The organism is Robinsoniella sp. RHS (assembly GCF_001029355.1).
GTDB classification, from domain to species: Bacteria; Bacillota; Clostridia; order Lachnospirales; family Lachnospiraceae; genus Robinsoniella; species Robinsoniella peoriensis.
Map to the genome: position 1 here is coordinate 45803 of NZ_JNGB01000038.1, position 20405 is coordinate 66207.

General features: G+C 43.0%; 13 protein-coding genes. 8 read left to right on the forward strand and 5 right to left on the reverse strand.

Annotated features, from left to right (window positions below):
• Positions 1-8 precede the first annotated feature (8 nt).
• Positions 9-935 (reverse strand): helix-turn-helix domain-containing protein, encoded by a 927-nt coding sequence (locus RHS_RS16900; RefSeq protein WP_027296580.1) that lies wholly within the window; start codon positions 933-935, stop codon positions 9-11.
• A gap of 329 nt (positions 936-1264) precedes the next feature.
• Between RHS_RS16900 and RHS_RS16905 the strand changes: the two genes are divergently transcribed.
• From RHS_RS16905 to RHS_RS16940, 8 genes are all read left to right on the forward strand, one after another.
• A complete protein-coding gene (locus tag RHS_RS16905) occupies positions 1265-2227 on the forward strand; it encodes a sugar ABC transporter permease (RefSeq protein ID WP_047833836.1) in 963 nt (320 codons plus the stop codon).
• A 14-nt stretch (positions 2228-2241) separates the two neighbouring features.
• On the forward strand, positions 2242-3159 hold the full coding sequence (locus RHS_RS16910; RefSeq protein WP_044289740.1) for a carbohydrate ABC transporter permease: 918 nt from the start codon (positions 2242-2244) through the stop codon (positions 3157-3159).
• 61 nt (positions 3160-3220) lie between these two features.
• On the forward strand, positions 3221-4915 hold the full coding sequence (locus tag RHS_RS16915) for an ABC transporter substrate-binding protein (RefSeq protein ID WP_047833837.1): 1695 nt from the start codon (positions 3221-3223) through the stop codon (positions 4913-4915).
• 76 nt (positions 4916-4991) lie between these two features.
• On the forward strand, positions 4992-6041 hold the full coding sequence (locus RHS_RS16920; protein ID WP_047833849.1) for a glycoside hydrolase family 88 protein: 1050 nt from the start codon (positions 4992-4994) through the stop codon (positions 6039-6041).
• Positions 6010-7848: a rhamnogalacturonan acetylesterase gene (locus RHS_RS31250; RefSeq protein ID WP_070041489.1), complete on the forward strand. Its 1839-nt coding sequence runs from the start codon at positions 6010-6012 to the stop codon at positions 7846-7848. The genes RHS_RS16920 and RHS_RS31250 overlap by 32 nt, the downstream gene beginning before the upstream one ends.
• A gap of 16 nt (positions 7849-7864) precedes the next feature.
• Positions 7865-10021 carry a 1,3-beta-galactosyl-N-acetylhexosamine phosphorylase gene (gene gnpA, locus RHS_RS16930; RefSeq protein ID WP_027296585.1) on the forward strand — a complete coding sequence of 719 codons (2157 nt, stop codon included), beginning with the start codon at positions 7865-7867 and terminating at the stop codon, positions 10019-10021.
• A 464-nt stretch (positions 10022-10485) separates the two neighbouring features.
• On the forward strand, positions 10486-11541 hold the full coding sequence (gene ispG / locus RHS_RS16935; protein WP_027296587.1) for a flavodoxin-dependent (E)-4-hydroxy-3-methylbut-2-enyl-diphosphate synthase: 1056 nt from the start codon (positions 10486-10488) through the stop codon (positions 11539-11541).
• 1 nt (position 11542) lies between these two features.
• Entirely contained in the window at positions 11543-16144 is a 4602-nt protein-coding gene (locus RHS_RS16940) for a PolC-type DNA polymerase III (RefSeq protein WP_047833838.1), read from the forward strand.
• A 213-nt stretch (positions 16145-16357) separates the two neighbouring features.
• Here RHS_RS16940 and RHS_RS16945 read toward each other — a convergent pair whose 3' ends face one another.
• The 4 genes from RHS_RS16945 to RHS_RS16960 form a co-directional block, all read right to left on the reverse strand.
• Positions 16358-17215 (reverse strand): carbohydrate ABC transporter permease, encoded by an 858-nt coding sequence (locus RHS_RS16945; protein ID WP_052430955.1) that lies wholly within the window; start codon positions 17213-17215, stop codon positions 16358-16360.
• Positions 17205-17837: a carbohydrate ABC transporter permease gene (locus tag RHS_RS16950; RefSeq protein WP_395022746.1), complete on the reverse strand. Its 633-nt coding sequence runs from the start codon at positions 17835-17837 to the stop codon at positions 17205-17207. Before RHS_RS16950 ends, RHS_RS16945 begins: the two co-directional genes overlap by 11 nt.
• 56 nt (positions 17838-17893) lie before the next feature.
• Positions 17894-18460, reverse strand: coding sequence for a response regulator (locus RHS_RS16955; protein WP_395022748.1), 567 nt, complete (start codon positions 18458-18460; stop codon positions 17894-17896).
• 96 nt (positions 18461-18556) lie between these two features.
• Positions 18557-20350 carry a sensor histidine kinase gene (locus tag RHS_RS16960; RefSeq protein ID WP_027296593.1) on the reverse strand — a complete coding sequence of 598 codons (1794 nt, stop codon included), beginning with the start codon at positions 20348-20350 and terminating at the stop codon, positions 18557-18559.
• Between the last annotated feature and the right edge of the window lie 55 nt (positions 20351-20405).

A 20405-nucleotide genomic window follows, 5' to 3' on the forward strand; every position in this document is an offset into this window, starting at 1 on the left:
GCAGGATCTTACATCCATCCCGTATATTCCAGAACCGACTGATTTTTAAGAACAGACATCTTCTTGCGCCATTCTTTCGGAGAAATACCTAAAAGTGCGGAAAAATGCCTGTTAAAGCTGGAAATAGAGTGGAAACCTACCCGCTCGGAAATGGTCAGTATCGAATATTCCGTGGTACGCAGCATGGAACTGGCTTTTAGTATTCGTGTGGTATTGATAAATTCAAGCGGGCTGGTATCCATAATAGCATGAAACAGCCGGCGAAAGTGTGTAGGGCTTAGGTGGCATAGGTCTGCGAGATAGTCAATGGAAAAGGAATTCATATAATTTGTCTTAATGTAGTCCAGTGCAGGGGCGATCACCAGCATGTTTTCCGGTGCCTGAAATTCCTGACTGGAAGCAGAATCCGAACGCAGCCGCATTAATTCAGTTATAAGAGCAACAAATAATCCCCGGACACTGACCTGGTAATTCATTTTCTTCTCCTGCATTTCAGAAATCATGCTGTTGACAAGATAGAAAATATGGGGATAATCATCTTTGTGCATGATTCTGCGGAAATTATGAATCAGGTCAGTTAAGATCTGTGCATGGGGAAGGGCATCGATAGGAAAAAAGGGATGGAGGAATTCTTCCACATCTACAAAGAGATAGGACCATCTGCTGGCAGTTCCGGGGGAGCTGTATGTAGTGTGGGGAATATCGCATGCCACAATGGTAACATCATCTGCCTGGAAAGAAAATGGCGTATCTTCGAATTCCATAAATCCACTTTCGGAGTGGCAGAGCCCGATCTCCAGGCAATTATGGAAATGAAGCCTTCCTGACTTGATGTCTGAGATATGCCAGCGGTCACCCGTCAGCAGCAGAATTGGAAAGTTTTCCGGCAGTTCATAATTGCGGTATTCAATAATTGTTTTTGCTTGCTTAGACATTATGCACACTCCTATTCTTGATAAATTAAAACTATTATACATTATAAACAGTTAATATTTCAACCATAATTTAAAAAGAAAAATCTTCTTAAATGTATAAATGCACAAAAAAGTTAGATTTTAAATGGAAAATCTATAGTTGGTTATAGAAAAAAGAATGATAAAGAAATTTATTCTAAATAAGTTTAGACAAAAGTAGACATAATTTTTAAATAAATGGTTGAAAATGCATAGATTTGGCTTTTGTATGCTGAGAAGATGGTTTTGTTCTTTTGTATAATTATAACCATGTAGAGAAGAACAAATTTGTGAATAGGAGAGTGAGTCAAATGAGTGTGTCGGCAAAGCAGAAGAATCAGAAAACGGCACTTGTGGTGCCCGGCAGGAAAAACGGAATGCTGTACTATTTTAAGAAAGACTGGCAGTTATATTTGTTAATGTTATTACCAATGCTTTTCATACTAATCTTTAAATTTGGTTCCTATTTTGGGCTGTTTATCGCATTTAAAGATTACAAAGTTGCCAAAGGATTTTCCGGCAGTGAATGGGTTGGAATGGAAGTTTTTCAGAAGATTTTTGCGAAAAGGGATTTTGGAAAAGCAGTGTTTAATACGCTGTATCTGAATATTCTGGATTTGATTTTTGGCTTTCCAATGCCGATCATACTTGCTTTGATTTTAAATGAAATCCGAAATAAATATTTCAAAAAAGTAACACAGACTTTATTATATCTGCCGCATTTTTTATCCTGGATCATCATTGGAGCGGTGGGATACCAGTTATTCAGCCTGAACAGCGGTGTCATTAATACGATTTTAGAAAATGTGGGAGCTCACAGAATTCCCTTCTTACAGGAAGACACCCAGTGGCTCATTACTTACATTGCGATCGGGGTATGGCAGTCCATGGGATGGGGAACGATTATTTACCTGGCATCGATTACCAGTGTCAGTCCGGAATTATATGAGGCAGCAAAAGTAGATGGCGCGGGGCGGTTTAAACAATGCCTTCACGTTACCCTGCCCTGTATCCGGGGCACCATCGTAACACTTTTGATTATGAATCTGGGTAAGGTAATGGGAGGATCATTTGAACGTATTTTCGCAATGTCCAATGCCAAAGTAACGGAATACACAACTACAATTCCGGTACTGGTTTACCGATGGGGTATCGAGAATAATAAATTCAGTGAAGCTACGGCACTTGGCTTATTCCAGTCGGTGATTGGACTTCTGCTGGTTCTCGGGGCAGATTTTATTGCAAAACGGCTGGGTGAAGACGGATTAATTTAAAGGAGGAAAGTTATATGAGTCAGACAGCAGCAGCCCTGCCCCGCAAAAGGGAAGGACTTAAAACGAGGGTTTCGAATGTAACCTGGAATACCATATTTTATATTATTTTAGCCATATCTTCATTAACGTGTGTGTTACCCTTTATACATATTTTTGCTAAATCCATCAGCGCGGAAGCATACGTATCGGCAAACAAAATATTTCTTCTTCCTAAAGGAATAAATCTAAATGCATATGCGAAGGTGTTTGCAGATTCTTCCATTATCCGTTCACTGTTCGTATCCGTGGTAGTAACGGTCACATTTACCGTCATCGGAATGTTTTTGACCATCTGCGCCGCGTATGCATTGACCAGAAAGGAACTGAAGGGAAGAAAGGTTATGAGTTTCCTGTGCATGTTCACCATGTATTTTGCAGGAGGTACTATTCCGGAATATCTGCTTATGAATAATCTTCATATGCTGGATACCTGGTGGTGTATGATTTTGCCGCTGTCCTTTTCGGCATATAATCTTTTGATTATGAAGAATTTCTTCCAGTCCTCCATACCGGACAGCCTGGTGGAATCGGCGGTACTGGATGGTGCCGGACATGTCAGGATACTTTGGAGCATTGTTGTACCCTTGTCAAAACCTATTAATGCAACCATTGCGCTGTTTTATGCAGTGGGAAGATGGAATGCTTATCAGGATGCATTATTCTATATTAAACAGAGAACGGATTTAAGACCATTGCAGTTAAAATTATATTATCTTATTGTATCTGCATCTGAATCCTTCAAATCAGAAGGCGGGTCTACCGGATTAATGACCAATCCGGAAGTATTACAGGCAGCCTGCATTATGTTTGCAACCATTCCGATTATCTGCATTTATCCCTTCGTACAGAAGTATTTCGTACAGGGAACCATGATCGGAGCCGTAAAAGGATAGGTCATTGAGGAAACTCGATACTATATAAACATTTAATTAAGAAAAACCAGGAGGAATGAGTATGAAAAGAAAAATGCAAAAAGCGGCAGCGCTAACATTGGCAGGAACTATGATATTAGGAACCATCACCGGATGCGGCGGTGAAAAAACAGCGGCTACCGATGCAAAGACAGATCAGAAGACCGAAGCCGGTTCCAATGAGGCAGATACAAATAAAGGATCAGAAAACGGATCAGATGCCGGTTCAGAGGCTGCGAAAGGTGAATATACCGATTATTCCAAAGGATTTCCGGAGAAAGTAACGATTAAGATTCCGGTTTATGACAGGGGATTCGAGGGATGGGATCCAACGAATAACTATTATACAAAGTGGATTCAGTCTGAATTTGGGGACAAATATAATGTGGATGTGCAATATGTGGCAATCGGAAGGACAACGGAAGTAACGGACTATATGCAGATGATAGCAGCCGGCAGCGCACCGGATATTATTTTCCACTACGATATGCCTCAGGCAGTCAGCTATTATAATGAAGGTGCCATGCAGCCGCTGGATCTGGACGAAATTGCTTATTATGCGCCCACCTATTCCGAAAAATTAGGGGACACCATCCGGGACTACGGAGAAATGAATGGAGAAAATATATTTTTCTTCGCAGACAGGGACGCGATCTATTATAACTGGGTAACCCTCATCCGACAGGACTGGCTGGATCAGGTAAAGATGGAGATGCCCACAAACCGTGAAGAACTGGAGGCAGTTGCTCAGGCATGGAAGGATGCAGGACTTGGAACCCTGGGTGACAGGCTTGTAAATAAGAGCTTTACTTATGATTATGCATTTCGTGGGGAAACGGTTGATCAGACAGAGTTAGCCTTATACTCCGATCTGAATGTGCCTGCACTAACCTGGAAGCCAACTGAAAATTATCTTAGAACTTTGAACAAAGAATATAATGCGGGGCTCATTGATGCAGAATTTTATCTGAAAAAAGAAGAGCCTGACGTGGTTGGCGATTTTGTTTCCGGTAAAACAGGAACTTATGGCTTCTATATGACCAATACAACAGACGTAATTAACAGTTTAACAACCAATGATCCAAATGCAAAAGTAGCTGTTTTAGATCCGGCAGCTTTTGCACCTAAAGACAGCAAACCATATTATTATGAATATCCGTCTTATGGAATGGTTATGGGTATGAATTCCAAGACCACAGAAGAGCAGAGGGCGGCAATCTGGATGTTCTTAGACTGGATGATTCAGGATGATAATTTGTTCTACCTGCAAAATGGTGTGGAAGGACAGAATTATACGCTGGATGAAGATGGTATCGCAGTACCGGCAGCTGATTATAACGGAGAATCCAAACTTTCTAACAATAATAATAAAGATTACTGGTGTCTGGTTGCAGAAGTTGCAAGTTATGGCGATGAACAGAAAAATTTAAAAGCAAATATGAAGACTCTTGCACCGGCAGGATATGAAGATCTGATCCAGCAGTCTTATGACTACACCAAGAAGATTGAACAATATGGATTAATCAATACGATTTTTACAAAACCGGTAGAGAGCTCCAGTGAGTATGCATCCGATCTGAGCGCCCTGTGGCAGGAAGTTTATGTAGATATGGTTACTTCAAGTCCTGAAGAATTTGATGAGAAATATAAGGCTGCTTGTGAAGAATATCTGGATGCAGGATATCAGGAAATTCTGGATGAGAAGCAGGAGCTGTTAGATGAAGGGTCTTACAAATAAAAAAGCGTGAAAAAATGGATGGCTGTTGCAGGGTAAAAGCCTGCAGCGGCCTTTTAAAGCAGAAAGAAGGATGGATATGGCAGGATTGGTGTATAATAAAAAACAGGTGGAAGAGGCAATTGATCAGATTGTGGCACGTACGATGCGTATGGATATGCCCTGGGACTGGCCGTGCGGGGTTGCTTATTATGGAATCAGCAAAGCATATGAATTCACAAAAAAGGAAGAATATCTGGATTTATTAAAGGAACGGATTGATGAATACATAGAACTTGGGGTACCTAAATGGACGGTCAATACCTGTGCAATGGGGCATTGCCTGATTACTTTATATGAAGCAACCGGTGAAGAGAAATACTGGGATCTTGTGATGAGAGGAGCAGAATATCTGCGCAGTGATGCAAGACGGTTTGCGGATCGGGTTTTACAGCATACCGTTTCTGTAAATAATGATTTTCCGGAGCAGGCATGGGCAGATACACTGTTTATGGCGGCATTTTTTCTGCTCCGGGTAGGGGTGAAATTAAAAGAAGAAGAGATGATTGCAGATGCATTGAACCAGTATTACTGGCATATTAAATATCTGCAGAACATGGATACAGGCCTCTGGTATCACGGATATAACAATATTACCAAAGACCATATGTCAGGTTTTTACTGGGGGAGAGCAAATGCATGGGCGGCATATACCATGTCCCAGGTAGGAAAATACCTGCCGGAATGTTATCTGTATCCGCAGTTTCTGGATATTGTGGGCTCATTGAATGAACAGCTGGCAGCAATCAAGCTTTTGCAGACTGAAAATGGTCTGTGGAGGACAATACTGGATGATGAAGAATCCTATGAAGAAATTTCAGTGTCCTGCGGAATTGCATCGGCAATGCTGGAAAAGGGGAATCCACTGCATCTGAAATACATTAACAAAGCACTGCAGGGCGTATTAAATAATATCAGTCCCGATGGAAGGGTATTAAATGTATCCGGAGGAACTGCGGTTATGAAAGACCGTGACGGCTATTGCAATATATCCAGAGACTGGATACAAGGCTGGGGACAGGGGCTTGCACTGGCATTTCTGACGGGGGTGTTAGACTATGAAAATTGTCGAAGCGACGGGGCATTATAAGACGGGACATCATAATAAGAAAGACTGTTTGTGCAATGAATTTACCTTTGCACCGGGAGCAGCCGGGGCGGGAGCACAGCAGGTAACTCCGGAAGATCTCTATACGAAGGAGAAAACATGGGGATTTCTGACAGAAGCAAACAGGCGGGAGGATCCTTTGCTGCAGATTCCGGAATTAAATACCGGATTTGACACATTTTACTGGTATCGGGAAAAGGATATAACCCGGATCACGCAGGATGTGTCCGGCTGTTATGCAGATTCGTTATGCATCGTAAATGAACTTTGTGCAGATGGCAGCAGAAGGATTCCGCTTTCCTTTAAAGCAGATGTTCCCCTAAGCGGAAATTACAAAGTACGGCTGAAACTTACAGCGGCAGTGGAAGAAGAGGAACTGCTTATTTTTCTCGGAAGAAGAAAGCTTTTTTATCGGGGAAGACTGTCGGCGGGTGAGGTATTGGAAACAGAATTTTTATTAAATATCAGTGATATTATTCCAAGAGGCCAGGTGGCGGCTTATCAGGATTACAGTGCAGCTATTACCATTATAGGAAAAGAGCCAAGACTGACAAATGTCGCTATATATCCTGTAGAAAGTCCGGTTATTTATATAGCAGGGGATTCTACTGTAACGGACCAGAGCGCGGAGTATCCCTATGCGCCGGGTACCAGTTATTGTGGATGGGGGCAGATGCTTCCGGCTTTTATAGATGGTAAAGCAGCAGTTTCCAATCATGCCCATTCCGGACTGACAACAGAAAGTTTTCGCAGCGAAGGCCATTATCAGATTATTTTAGATCACATTCAAAAAGGGGATTACTGCCTGTTCCAGTTTGGACATAATGATCAGAAACTGAACCACCTCAGGGCAGAGGAAGGCTACCGGGAAAATCTGATTACGTATATCGAAGAGATCAGAGAAAAAGAAGCATATCCCATTTTGGTAACTCCATTGGCAAGAAATTCCTGGAGAGGTGCGGATGGTACTTATAATGATATGCTGCTTCCCTATGCGTGTGTCTGTAAAGAGATTGGAAAAACGCTGAATGTTCCGGTTCTGGATTTACACGGTAAAAGTAAAGAGTTTGTAATCCGACAGGGACTGGAAGGAGCGAAATTTTATTATTTCCCCGGTGATTTCACCCACAGCAATGATTACGGGGCATATAAAATGGCTGGTTTTGTGGCAGCAGAATTATCGGAACAGCTTTGTCTTCCGGGGCAGCAAAGCGCTCATGATTCCATCCCGGAATATACGGATGAGTGGAAGATATCAAGAAAAACCAATCTGCCGGCTCCACCCTCAAATATGGATGGAATGGATAATCCCACCGCATGTCCCATTGTGTTTCAGGATCTGAAAAGACCGGAAGAGTGGCTTACAAGAGCTGAAGCAATGGATATGGTCATTCAGACAATGAATTTCTTTCCCATTAATGTATATAACGATATGTTTGAGGATGTAGTGGGGCATGAGTGGTATGCGGGAACGGTGGAATGTGCTGCCCAAAATGGAATGATTCCAAACACTATGGTAATGGAGAAGAAAATTTTTCCCGCTAAAGAGATCACCTTGCAGGAATTCCTGTGCATCGCAATGACCGGTTATAAATGCAGGAAGTACCTGCCGGTTGTGCAGAAAAAGTACCGGATCAATGTGGCATCCTGGGCAGAAGAAGAGATACAGGCAGCCTGTGAAATTGGAATTGCGGCAGAAGAAGCAGATTTTAATAATCTTATATCCAGAAAAAATGCTGCAGATATATGTAAAAGGCTTTACGTGTCATTGCATCATCATGGAAATTAGAATAGGAGGACATATAATGACAGCAGAATTAACAGGGGGCTTCACCTTACCGGGAGAATCCGGGTATGAAGAATTGACATTGAAGCTGGCAAAGAAATGGGGGGCTGATGTGATCAGGGACAGTGACGGAACCGCCTTGTCGGATACGATTTTAAATGCCGGTTATGGAATCTATTCTACTATTTGTATCATTCGTGACCATAATGAGTGGGCAAAAAATCATATGGATAAGCTGCAGCAGTCCTTTTTAGTCACAAATCCCAAGACGGCAGTGGAACCGTTTGTAACCTTTCATCTCATGAGTGATTTTTCCCAGGGACAGTTTTCGGTGAATGACAGTCCGGAATCGATGCAGTTTTGGCAGGTCTTTGACCGTACCTCCAACATGGAAGTCTCCAGAAGGCTGTGGACCTATGAGAAAGAAGCCGGGAATCTCACCATTCAAAATGCGGTTCCCTATCATAAATATACGGTTAGTTTTCTGGCATACCGCATTTGGGAAGAAATATCCATGTATAATCATGTTACCAATGGCTGGAATAAGGAACATTTAATGCCTGTAGATCCCCGGTATGTGGAAACCAGGGAGTACCTGCTGCAATGGATGGAAGACTGGTGTGCCGCTCATCCGGATACTACCGTTGTGCGGTTTACCTCTTTGTTTTATAATTTTGCATGGATCTGGGGCAGCAGTGAGAGAAACCGTTCGCTGTTCACAGACTGGGGGTCTTATGATTTTACAGTCAGTCCTCTTGCATTGCAGCAATTTGCATCTAAGTACGGATATCAACTGTGCGCAGAGGATTTTGTGAACAAAGGTGCATATCAGGTGACCCATATGCCGCCAAATGCAAGAAAACTGGATTACATGAATTTCATCAATGATTTTGTTATTCATTTTGGAAAAGAACTGGTAGATATCGTACACCGCCATGGCAAACAGGCATATGTTTTTTATGATGACAGCTGGGTTGGCCTGGAGCCCTATGGGAAAAGATTTCATGAATTTGGATTTGACGGATTGATTAAGTGTGTATTCTCTGGATATGAAGCCAGATTATGTGCAGGGGTAAAGTCAGTCACTCACGAACTGCGGCTGCATCCATATCTGTTTCCGGTAGGGCTTGGGGGAGCTCCGACTTTTAGCGGAGATGGAGATCCCGCCCTGGAAGCGAAAAAATACTGGAATCAAATACGGCGCGCCCTCCTTCGCGTACCGATTGAAAGAATCGGTTTGGGCGGATATCTGCATTTAACAGAAGGCTATCCGGAATTTTGTGACTATGTAGAGCAGATAACAAAAGAGTTTCGCAGAATCCGAAAACTACATGAAGAAGGACCGGTATATCATTTAAAATGCACAGTGGCAGTTCTTCATAGCTGGGGCAGGCTTCGGTCCTGGACACTTTCCGGGCATTTCCATGAGACAGAACAACACGATCTCATACATGTGATTGAAGCACTGTCGGGTTTGCCGGTTGAAGTAACCTTCCTGGATTTTGAAGATATTAAAAACGGAGCGTTAGACGACGTACAGGTTCTGATCAATGCCGGAAAAGCCGGGAGCGCATGGAGCGGCGGCGATGCCTGGAAAGACGCAAGAGTAGTTGAACAGATCACAAAATGGGTTTATCATGGCGGAACCCTGATTGGAATCCGGGAACCGTCGGCAGTGGAGGGTTTCGATACATTTTTCCGCATGTCCGAAATCTTAGGAGTGGATAAAGATAAGGGGGCAAGAGTATGCCATGGAAAGTGGGAGTATCACATAGAAAAGATAGAAGGTCTTCTTCCTGCCGGCTTTAATATCCCCGGCGAGAGTCAGATTTATTTAACCGACGGCAAGAACAGGGTGCTGGCTGAAGAAAATAAAGTACCTGCGCTGACCATACGTGATTTTGGCAAGGGAAAAGGTATCTATCTGTCATCCTTCCGTTACAGCCTGGAAAATACGAGACTGTTCTTAAATCTTCTGCTTTATGGAACAAACCAGGAATTGATTCCGGATTATGTCACTGCCAATCCGTATACAGAATGTGCGTATTACCCGGAGAGCAAGGTACTGGTAATCATTAATAACAGTGAGAAGAGTCAGATTACCAGTATCAGCACGGAGTTTGGGGTAGTGAATGCGCAGCTGGAGGGGTATGAGACCAGGGAAGTGCTGCTTTAGAGCGAATACTCAGCTCTGCTCTACGCTTCCTCCGTCCATACAAGTTTCCCACTCCCATCTTTCCGAGATCCAGGTTGTCGCCACAAAGCTGGTTTTCTCAGCCTGGTGGAGACCCTTGGGCTGTGACGGGCTGTTCGTTTTTAGATGCAGCCTTTCCTATTCATAGACCTAACTGGCTGTAGTGCTGTAATCAAAAATATATGTAGTAGAATGAAGAAACAAGCTGCCATGGTCCGTCCCCTTCTCTTTCCGAACACTACCTATATCTACAAAGCGTCCACTTCCTCAGCTAAACCCAAATCTAAGCTGATTTTATGCGCTCTAGGACACTTTTCTGTTACACTGATTTACATCACCCTATCTTTTACATCTTGTCATGTCTTTTCATATCAGTTATAATTAACATCAATGACCTTAACAGTGTATATAACATAGCCGTTTAAAATGCGGCATAGGAGGATATGATGCACAGAGAACATACAAAAGTAATACAGATAGGGAACCGGGTTATTGGCGGCGGGAATCCTATTTTAATTCAGTCTATGACAAATACAAAAACGGAAGATGTGAAAGCTACCGTGGCACAGATTCAAAAATTAACCGCAGCAGGGTGTGATATTATCCGCTGTGCCGTACCAACAATGGAAGCCGCAGAAGCTCTTGCGGAGATAAAAAAAGAAATTACCATCCCTCTGGTGGCAGACATACATTTTGATTACAAGCTCGCCATTGCGGCAATGGAATATGGAGCAGATAAGATTCGGATTAATCCGGGGAATATCGGAGGCGGTGACCGCATCCGCGCCGTAGTAGAGAAGGCAAAGGAACTTGGAATTCCCATCCGTGTAGGGGTAAACAGCGGGTCTTTAGAAAAGGAACTGGTCGAAAAATACCATGGTGTTACGGCGGAAGGAATTGTAGAGAGTGCCCTGGACAAAGTCCGTATCATTGAGGAACTGGGTTACGACAACCTGGTAATCAGTATCAAATCGTCTGATGTAATGATGTGCGCAAAAGCCCATGAGCTTATTGCAAAAGAAACGAATTATCCTCTTCATGTGGGAATTACGGAATCCGGTACGGTGCTTTCCGGAAATATTAAATCCGCAGTAGGTCTTGGCATTATTTTGTCACAGGGAATCGGCGATACGATAAGAGTATCTTTGACCGGTGATCCATTGGAAGAAATTAAATCTGCGAAACTGATTTTAAGGACCCTGGGATTGAAAAAGGGAGGGATCGAAGTAGTTTCCTGTCCTACCTGTGGCAGAACCCAGATCGATCTGATCGGTCTTGCCAATAAAGTAGAGAATATGGTAGAAGATATTCCGCTGAATATAAAAGTTGCAGTAATGGGATGTGTGGTAAACGGACCGGGTGAGGCAAAAGAAGCGGATATCGGAATTGCAGGCGGAAAAGGCGAGGGACTGCTGATCAAAAAAGGTGAAATTATTCGGAAGATTCCGGAAGATCAGCTGCTTCATGCATTGAGAGAAGAATTGGTAAACTGGAGTGAATAGTGTGGAAAAGCTGTTTTTTGATGTATTTCCATCTTTAGAAATAAGTGAAAATATACAAAGCCTTTTTGCCCAGGTGACAGTACCTAAGGTATCTGTCACTTCGGCAAAGGATTTTATGCGGGTTTATCTAAAGAGTGAAAAATTAATTCATAAAAAATATATTAACGAAGTGGAGCAGGCAATAAAAAGCCAGCTCTTTTTAGCGATGCCCATCACCATCAAAATTATAGAACGGTTTAGTCTGTCCCAGCAGTATACACCGGAGAAGCTGCTGCCTATATATAAGGACAGCATACTGCTGGAATTAAAAGACTACAGCATTTTTGAATACAATCTGTTCCGGCAGGCATCCTGTGAGTTTCCGGCGGAAGATACTATGAAGCTCACGATGGAAAACTCTGTAGTGGCGGAAGGAAAATCAGAGGAACTGGTAAGAGTCCTGGAAAAGATATTCTGTGAACGCTGCGGCTTGTCTCTGAAGATTCAGACAGAGATGAAAGACCCTGTGGAAAGTAAAGCCAGGAAGAACAGTGAAATCCGTATCCGGCAGGAAGTAGAAGCCATTATGAAAAATGTGGCAGTAAAGCAGCCGGAGAATGGGGATGAAGAGGAAATCCAGGGAGGTGCAGGAGAAGCAGGGCCGGATCAGACGGAACAGGCAAATGCTGTATCCAAGGCTCCTCAAAAAGAGAACGGGCAAGTGAAAAATAACCAGGAGAAAACTTCGGCAAACCAGGGAAATGGCGGAGCAAAGAAACCGGGAGAGTTTAAAAAAGGCGGATTTAGCAAGGGCGGTGACAGTTACCGGGGTGGCTATAAGAAGTCGGATAATCCGGATGTGATTTACGGAAGGGACTTTGAGGAAGAGTCGATTACCATCGATCAGATTATCGAAGAGATGGGAGAGGTTGTTATCCGGGGGCAGATTCAGAATCTGGAAACAAGAGAAATCCGTAATGAAAAAACAATCCTGATTTTAGAAGTAACAGATTATACGGATACCATTGTAGTAAAAATGTTTGCACGAAATGACCAGGTGCCGGAAATTTTAGCAGGTGTAAAAAAGGGTGCATTTGTAAAAATGAAAGGTGTTACCACCATAGACCGTTTTGACAGCCAGTTAACGATCGGATCGATTGTGGGAATTAAGAAAATTTCGGATTTCCGCACCAGCCGGATGGATACCTATCCGGAAAAAAGGGTGGAACTCCACTGCCACACAAAAATGAGTGATATGGATGGTGTTTCTGAAGCAAAAGATATTGTAAAACGTGCTTATAAATGGGGACATAAAGCCATAGCCATTACAGACCATGGTGATGTACAGGCTTTTCCGGATGCCAATCATGTCATTGAAGATATCGACCGTGAATTTAAGGCACAGTATCAGAAAGACCATCCGGATATTACCAAAGATGAATTAAAGCGGGTACCCTGCCCCTTTAAAGTAATCTATGGGGTAGAAGCGTATCTGGTGGATGATTTACAGGAACTGGTGGTAAACTCCAAAGGCCAGAGCCTGGACGGTACCTATGTGGTTTTTGACCTGGAGACAACCGGTTTCAGCCCTGTGAGCAACCGGATTATAGAAATAGGTGCAGTTAAAGTTGTAGATGGAGTCATCAGGGATCGGTTTTCTGCATTTGTCAATCCTCAGGTTCCCATTCCATTTAGGATTGAAGAACTGACTGGAATTAATGATAACATGGTGCTTCCTGCAAGGACGATCGAAGAAATACTGCCGGAGTTTCTGGAATTTGTCCAGGATGCGGTAATGGTTGCCCACAATGCTTCTTTTGATATGAGTTTCATAGAAGAGAACTGCAGAAGGCTTGGCATTGAGAAAGAATTTACCAGCGTGGACACGGTAGCCCTTGCGAGAATACTGCTTCCACAGTTAAACCGTTACAAACTGGATACGGTGGCGAAAGCACTTCATATATCGCTGGAAAACCATCACAGAGCGGTAGATGATGCAGGTTGTACGGCTGAGATTTTTGTGAAATTTGTGGAAATGTTAAGAGAGCGCGGGCTGAATGACTTAAACGGAGTTAATTCCATTGGCAAGACAACGCCGGCCCAGGTAAAAAAACTAAATACTTACCATGCGATTATACTGGCTACGAATAATACGGGCAGGGTAAATCTGTACAAGCTGATTTCTTATTCCCATCTGGATTATTACAGCCGCCGGCCCAGAATACCTAAGAGTGCTTTTATCGAGCACCGGGAAGGGCTGCTGATCGGATCGGCATGTGAAGCAGGAGAACTGTATCAGGCGGTTTTAAACAATAAGTCCCGGAAAGATATTGCAAGGCTGGTGGAATTTTACGATTATCTGGAGATTCAGCCACTTGGGAACAATCAGTTTATGATCCACAGTGATAAGATAGATATCAGTACCCAGGAAGAATTAATGGAAATTAACCGCCGAATTGTTAAACTAGGTGAACAGTTTCACAAACTGGTAGTAGCTACCTGTGACGTACACTTTCTGGATCCGGCAGACGAAGTTTACCGCAGAATCATTATGGCGGGAAAAGGATTCAAAGATGCGGATGACCAGGCACCGCTGTATCTGCGCACCACAGAAGAGATGCTGGAAGAATTCGCTTATCTGGGAAGTGAAAAGGCGGAAGAAGTAGTTATAACAAATACAAATAAAATCGCAGATATGTGTGAAAAGATTGCACCGGTAAGACCGGATAAATGTCCGCCGGTTATTGAGGATTCGGATTCAACCCTGCGTGAGATCTGCTATAACAGAGCACATGAAATCTATGGGGAAGACTTGCCGGAAGTCGTATCCGAGCGGTTAGAGAGAGAGCTGAAATCCATTATCAGTAATGGATTTGCCGTTATGTATATCATTGCCCAGAAACTGGTATGGAAATCCAATGAAGACGGATATCTGGTAGGTTCAAGGGGGTCGGTTGGATCATCCTTTGTTGCCACCATGGCGGGTATTACAGAAGTAAATCCGTTAAGGCCCCATTATTATTGCGAAGAATGCCATTACAGCGATTTTGACTCGGATGCAGTGAAGCCTTATGTGGGTGGTGCCGGATGTGATATGCCTGATATGGTATGCCCGAAATGCGGGGCAATGTTAAAGAAAGAAGGATTTGATATTCCTTTTGAGACATTCCTTGGATTCAAAGGTAATAAGGAACCGGATATTGATCTTAATTTCTCCGGTGACTATCAGGGAAATGCCCATCGTTACACGGAGGTTATATTTGGAAAAGGACAGACTTTTCGAGCCGGAACAATTGGTACCCTTGCGGAGAAAACAGCCTTCGGCTATGTGAAGAACTACTACGAGGAACGGGGGCAGAGGAAGAGAAACTGTGAAATCGGACGTATCGTGCAGGGATGCGTAGGCGTTCGGAGAACCACGGGACAGCATCCGGGAGGTATCATTGTACTGCCTCTTGGTGAAGAGATCTATTCATTTACCCCGGTGCAGCATCCCGCAAATGACCAGACAACAGATATCATTACTACCCATTTTGACTATCATTCCATTGACCATAACCTATTGAAACTGGATATACTGGGACACGACGATCCCACCATGATACGAATGCTGGAAGATCTCACCGGGCTGGATGCCAAGGAGATTCCGCTGGATGACCAGGAGGTAATGTCCCTGTTCAGCAGCACCAGAGCCCTTGGCATTTCACCGGAAGATATCGGCGGGTGTCCACTTGGTGCCCTTGGAATTCCCGAGTTTGGAACGGATTTTGTTATCCAGATGCTCTGTGATACGAAGCCGAAGACCTTCTCTGACCTGGTACGTATTTCCGGTCTGTCTCATGGTACCGACGTGTGGCTGGGGAATGCCCAGGCATTGATCCAGGAAGGGAAAGCAACGATTTCAACAGCAATCTGTACCCGTGATGATATCATGACTTATCTGATCAATATGGGACTGGAAAGTGAGCTGTCTTTTACAATCATGGAGAGTGTGCGTAAAGGAAAAGGACTAAAGCCCGAAATGGAAGAGGAAATGATTAAGCATGATGTTCCGGACTGGTATATCTGGTCCTGTAAGAAGATCAAATACATGTTCCCGAAAGCCCATGCGGCGGCATATGTCATGATGGCATATCGAATTGCTTACTGTAAGGTGTTTTATCCGCTGGCATATTATGCGGCGTATTTCAGTATCCGTGCATCAGCATTCAGTTATGAGCTGATGTGCCAGGGAAGGGAGAAACTGGAGCATTACATGTCCGAGTACAAAAAGAAATACGACACACTGTCCAAAAAGGAACAGGATACGTATAAAGACATGAAAAATGTGCAGGAAATGTATGCAAGAGGATTTCAATTTATGCCGGTTGATCTTTACCGGGCACAGGCGCACCGTTTTCAGATCATAGACGGCAAACTGATGCCCTCCCTGAGTACCATAGAAGGTCTGGGGGATAAAGCGGCGGATGCAGTAGTAGAAGCTGCCAAAAATGGTCCGTTCCTGTCCAAGGATGATTTCAGACAGCGTACGAAGGTCAGTAAGACGGTTATTGATCTAATGGATGATCTGGGACTGATGGGAGAACTTCCGGAGTCCAACCAGTTGTCATTGTTTGATTTTTAATATTCGATACATTTGAAAAAACTTCATGAACCATATGTCGGCTCCCCGCCGGCGGTTCATGAAGTTTTTTATTATTTGTTATTTATATTGTTATTTATCTTAGCATATTTCATCCATTGTAGGGAAATGAGTTCATGTCCTGCCGGTGATGGATGGACTCCGTCCAGACGCAGATGGCCGGCTCCCTGTTTTTGTGAGATAATGCCTCCTTACTTACCCTTTTACTGCGCCGCCTGTTATTCCCTGAACAAAATACTTCTGTACGAACAGGAAGAATACGATCAGCGGTATAATTGTTATGCAGATCGCTGCACTCATAGGTCCCCAGGAGGTATTATACTGTCCCTGAAAACTAAGTGCACTCATGGTCAGGGTTTTCAGTGAGGAAGTAGTAGAAAGCGCAATCTGAGCCCAGAATAAGTCACCCCAGATTCCAACAAATGCAAAAATTGCGGATACCGATATAGCCGGCTTCATTAACGGAATACTTATTTGGAGCAGGGATTTCAATTCTGAGCAGCCGTCTATACGGGATGCTTCAATTAATTCCTGCGGCATACTTAAAAAGAAATTTCGCATGATGGTTATGGTCATGGGGATGTTCCAGCCGATGTAGGGGAGTATCAGCATCACATAACTGTTTAATTTCAGTTTCGACAGCATTAGATATAATGGCATGATAACCGCTTCGGAAGGCAGCATAAAGGTGATAATTAAAAGTAATAAAATGATTTTCCCAAATGGAACCTTAAGTCTCGCCAGTGCGTATCCGCCTAGTGTCCCTGCGACTAAAATAATCAGCAGTGAAATTACGGTTACTATGGCACTGGTCAGCAGACCGCCTCCAATATGTCCGGTTGTCCATGCTGTCCAATAATTTGAAAATTGTGGGTTAGCGGCAAAGCCCCAGATATTTTTATAAAATTCTTCATCTGATTTGAAGGATGTAATGACTACGAAGATAACGGGATATACCGATATCATGACCAGCAGGTAGGTAAATATTCTGCATATCCATTTAATCTTCCGGTCCGGATGTTTGAATTTATACTGTCCGGCATTAGTATTCATAACTTTCACCCCCCAGAAGTTTATTGGTAATAAAGATGAAGATCAGTACTACAACGGTAAGGATGCAGCCGGTGGCAGCAGAGTAGCCAAATTCATTGTATACAAAGGACCGTTTGATCATTTCTATGGGAACGGTAGTGGTCAGGTTTCCGGGTCCCCCCATTGTCATTGCCCAGACAAGATCATAAGTACGAAATGCCGTAGTCAGAGAAAAGATAGCTGCTAACTGGATTGTAGGCTTGATCAGAGGAAGTATGATATAGCGGATTTGTTTTAAATAACCTGCACCGTCCAGATAGCTGGATTCGATTAATGAACTTGGGATATTCTGAATAGCCGTGTATCCCAGCATCATGGTCACGCCAAAGAGCTTCCATCCGCTTACAATGGCAATGCAGATCATGGCAGTTCCCTTGTTCTCCAGCCATGCTGTTGCCATACTGCCGGCGCCAACTGCTCTTAACAGCTGATTCAGGATACCCATGTCGCTGTTAAAAACAAAGGTAAACAGCAGCCCAACAATAGCCGTGGGCAGCATGATAGGGGTGAAGAACACCAGCCTTAAAAATGAGCCTTCTGGCTTTCGCAGTTTATAAATCATAAATGCAACAATCAACCCCAACAGGATTGCGAAAACAGTTGATATAAAGCCCAGCAGAACAGAATGATATAATGCTTTTAAGGAGTCGGGGCACCCTGAAAGTCTCCGTCTGTTTCAGCCAGTATGCAACAGACCGGGTCAGATAAAGAAAATCCGAAATATTCTTTAAACTTTAACGCATCCTCCGGACTTTCGCTGCCGGACAGTAACTTTTTAATCAGGTTGTTTTTGGAAAGTTTCTGATATTGCTGGTGCTGCAGATTTCTTATATTATTCAGCTCGAATGTCTGTACGGACTGACGTACAAAATCAATAACTTTATCTGCGTTCACCGGTTTTAGCTCATAGTTTACAACGCCTATCTGAATGGCAGACTGAGCATATTTAAAATCTGAATAACCACTTAATATCATTATCCGGGTTTCTGGCTGCAGATCCATAATCCGTCTGCTGGGTTCGATTCCGTCCATCCCAGGCATACGGATATCCAACAGTACAATTTCGTATCTTTCTTTTTGAAACAGATGCCAGGCATTGTAACCATCTGCGTCATCCACCTTTTGGATACCCAGATTCGCCCAGTCGATCCCGTCTTTCATTCCTTCTCTGATTTGAATTTCATCATCTACTATTAATAATTTCATATAAATCTCCATTTCACCGCTGACGCCTGCGGACATAAACGAATAGGGATGGGGGTGCGTCTGCCGCCCTTTCGCTAATAAGAAATGAGAGGTATTTTATTTATAAGGGAAGAGAACCTCAACCCGGGTTCCCTGGCTGACAGTACTATAGAACTCCAGGCCGTATCCTGCTCCATATTTGATTCTCAGCCTGTCATGTATATTCTTTAGTGCCAGACATTGTACAGTATCGGCCTGTGGGGAGTTTAATGCATCTCTGATTGCACTTTCATCGGTGCCCAGGCCGTTATCCACGATGGTATACCTCATATTATCACCAATGCGTTCAACAGTAACTTTTATGACTCCGCCTTCTTTTTTCGCTTCCAGTCCGTGAATAACGGCATTTTCAACCAGAGGCTGGAGTATTAACTTCAGCGTCTGACAGTATTCAAATTCAGGCCTGGTATGAATTTCCAGAGTAATACGTTCGCCCAGCCGGATTTTCTGTATCTGCATATAATTTTGCAGATGCAGCAGCTCCTCCTGAATGGTAGTGAGTTCATTGCCGCTGTTCAGTGTGTGACGGAACATATTTGCAAGTGCCTCAATCTGCATGCCAACCTGATAATCTTTGTTTTTGTAGGCAAGCCAGTAGATCGCATCCAGAGTATTGTAAAGAAAATGCGGGTTAATCTGCATTTGAAGGGCCATCAGTTCGGCTTCTCTTTCTTTTATTTCTGCCTGATAAACAGTTTCAAACAGATATTTTAGTTCTTTTGCCATATTTAGAAATTGTACGGTAAGCATTCCGGTTTCGTTTTCTGATAAGATGGGAAGTGATACCTCAAAATCACCGCCCTCTATTTTTTTCATTTCTTTCGATAAGCGGACAATGGGCTTTATGACATATTTGTTTTGGATAAAAGTAAAAAGGATACTGAATAAAATACATAATAAAATAGAAATGATAATGATCTGGTTTATCATAACCTTTGGCAGGTCCATGGTTTTGCGGGAAATCACCTGAATAAGCTTCCACGGGGTATTTTCGATGTTGGAATAGAAGATGGACTTACTGCCGGTTGTACTGCTGATTTTAAAATATCCGTTATCCGCCTCCATGTTATCTTCCATTTGGGTATAATCCGAAATTTTTGTATTCAGCAATTCTTTGTCATCAGCTGAAATTATTTCGCCGGTATCATTTATGATAAAAAGTAAATCATCTTCATAATGGTTTTCATTTTTGACCGCATAAATGGAGCGGAGTGTCTGCTCTTTCATTGTGATTTTTTCTATCGCGAGAGTACGGAATGCATTTAAATCGTTTACGCATCGTATGTAGGAAACAACAGGAACATTAAACTTGCTTTCATAGCCATAATCGATCTGATAAACCGGTGTCCAATAGCCTCTGCCCTTTTGGGCAATGGCATTTTCAAAATAACGGGTATCCTGGGGGTCAACAAAACCTCCGTATTGTATGATGATTTCACTATCGCTTGTTACTGATATAGAATGGATATAAGATTTTGAGACTGCAAGTTCGTTGGTAAAACGAATGATATGATCTTTTAATTGCTGCTGCCGTAAAGAAAATTCAGCAGAATTCTCTCTGGGGTTTTCTGCATTTAAATAGGTACCGCAATATTCCTGCAATGAATCATTGCTAAGAAGAGAAACAGAGATTCGGTCAATTTCGCTTAATACACCACTGATGTTTTTTTGAGATTGCTTTAGGATCTCCAAACGGTTTTCATGTGTTTGGCTGCTGATGATCTGAGACATCTCTTGGTTCATCAGCAATGCAATTAAAACAAGGGGGCATATGATAAAAGTAAGAAGGCATATCAGGAACATTTTTTTAATGGAAACATTTTTGATCCTGAACAAAGAAGCTTTGAGCATATGGTTTCCCCCCTATATCTGAACGTTTACTGTAAGAAAGGCTTTTCCATATTAT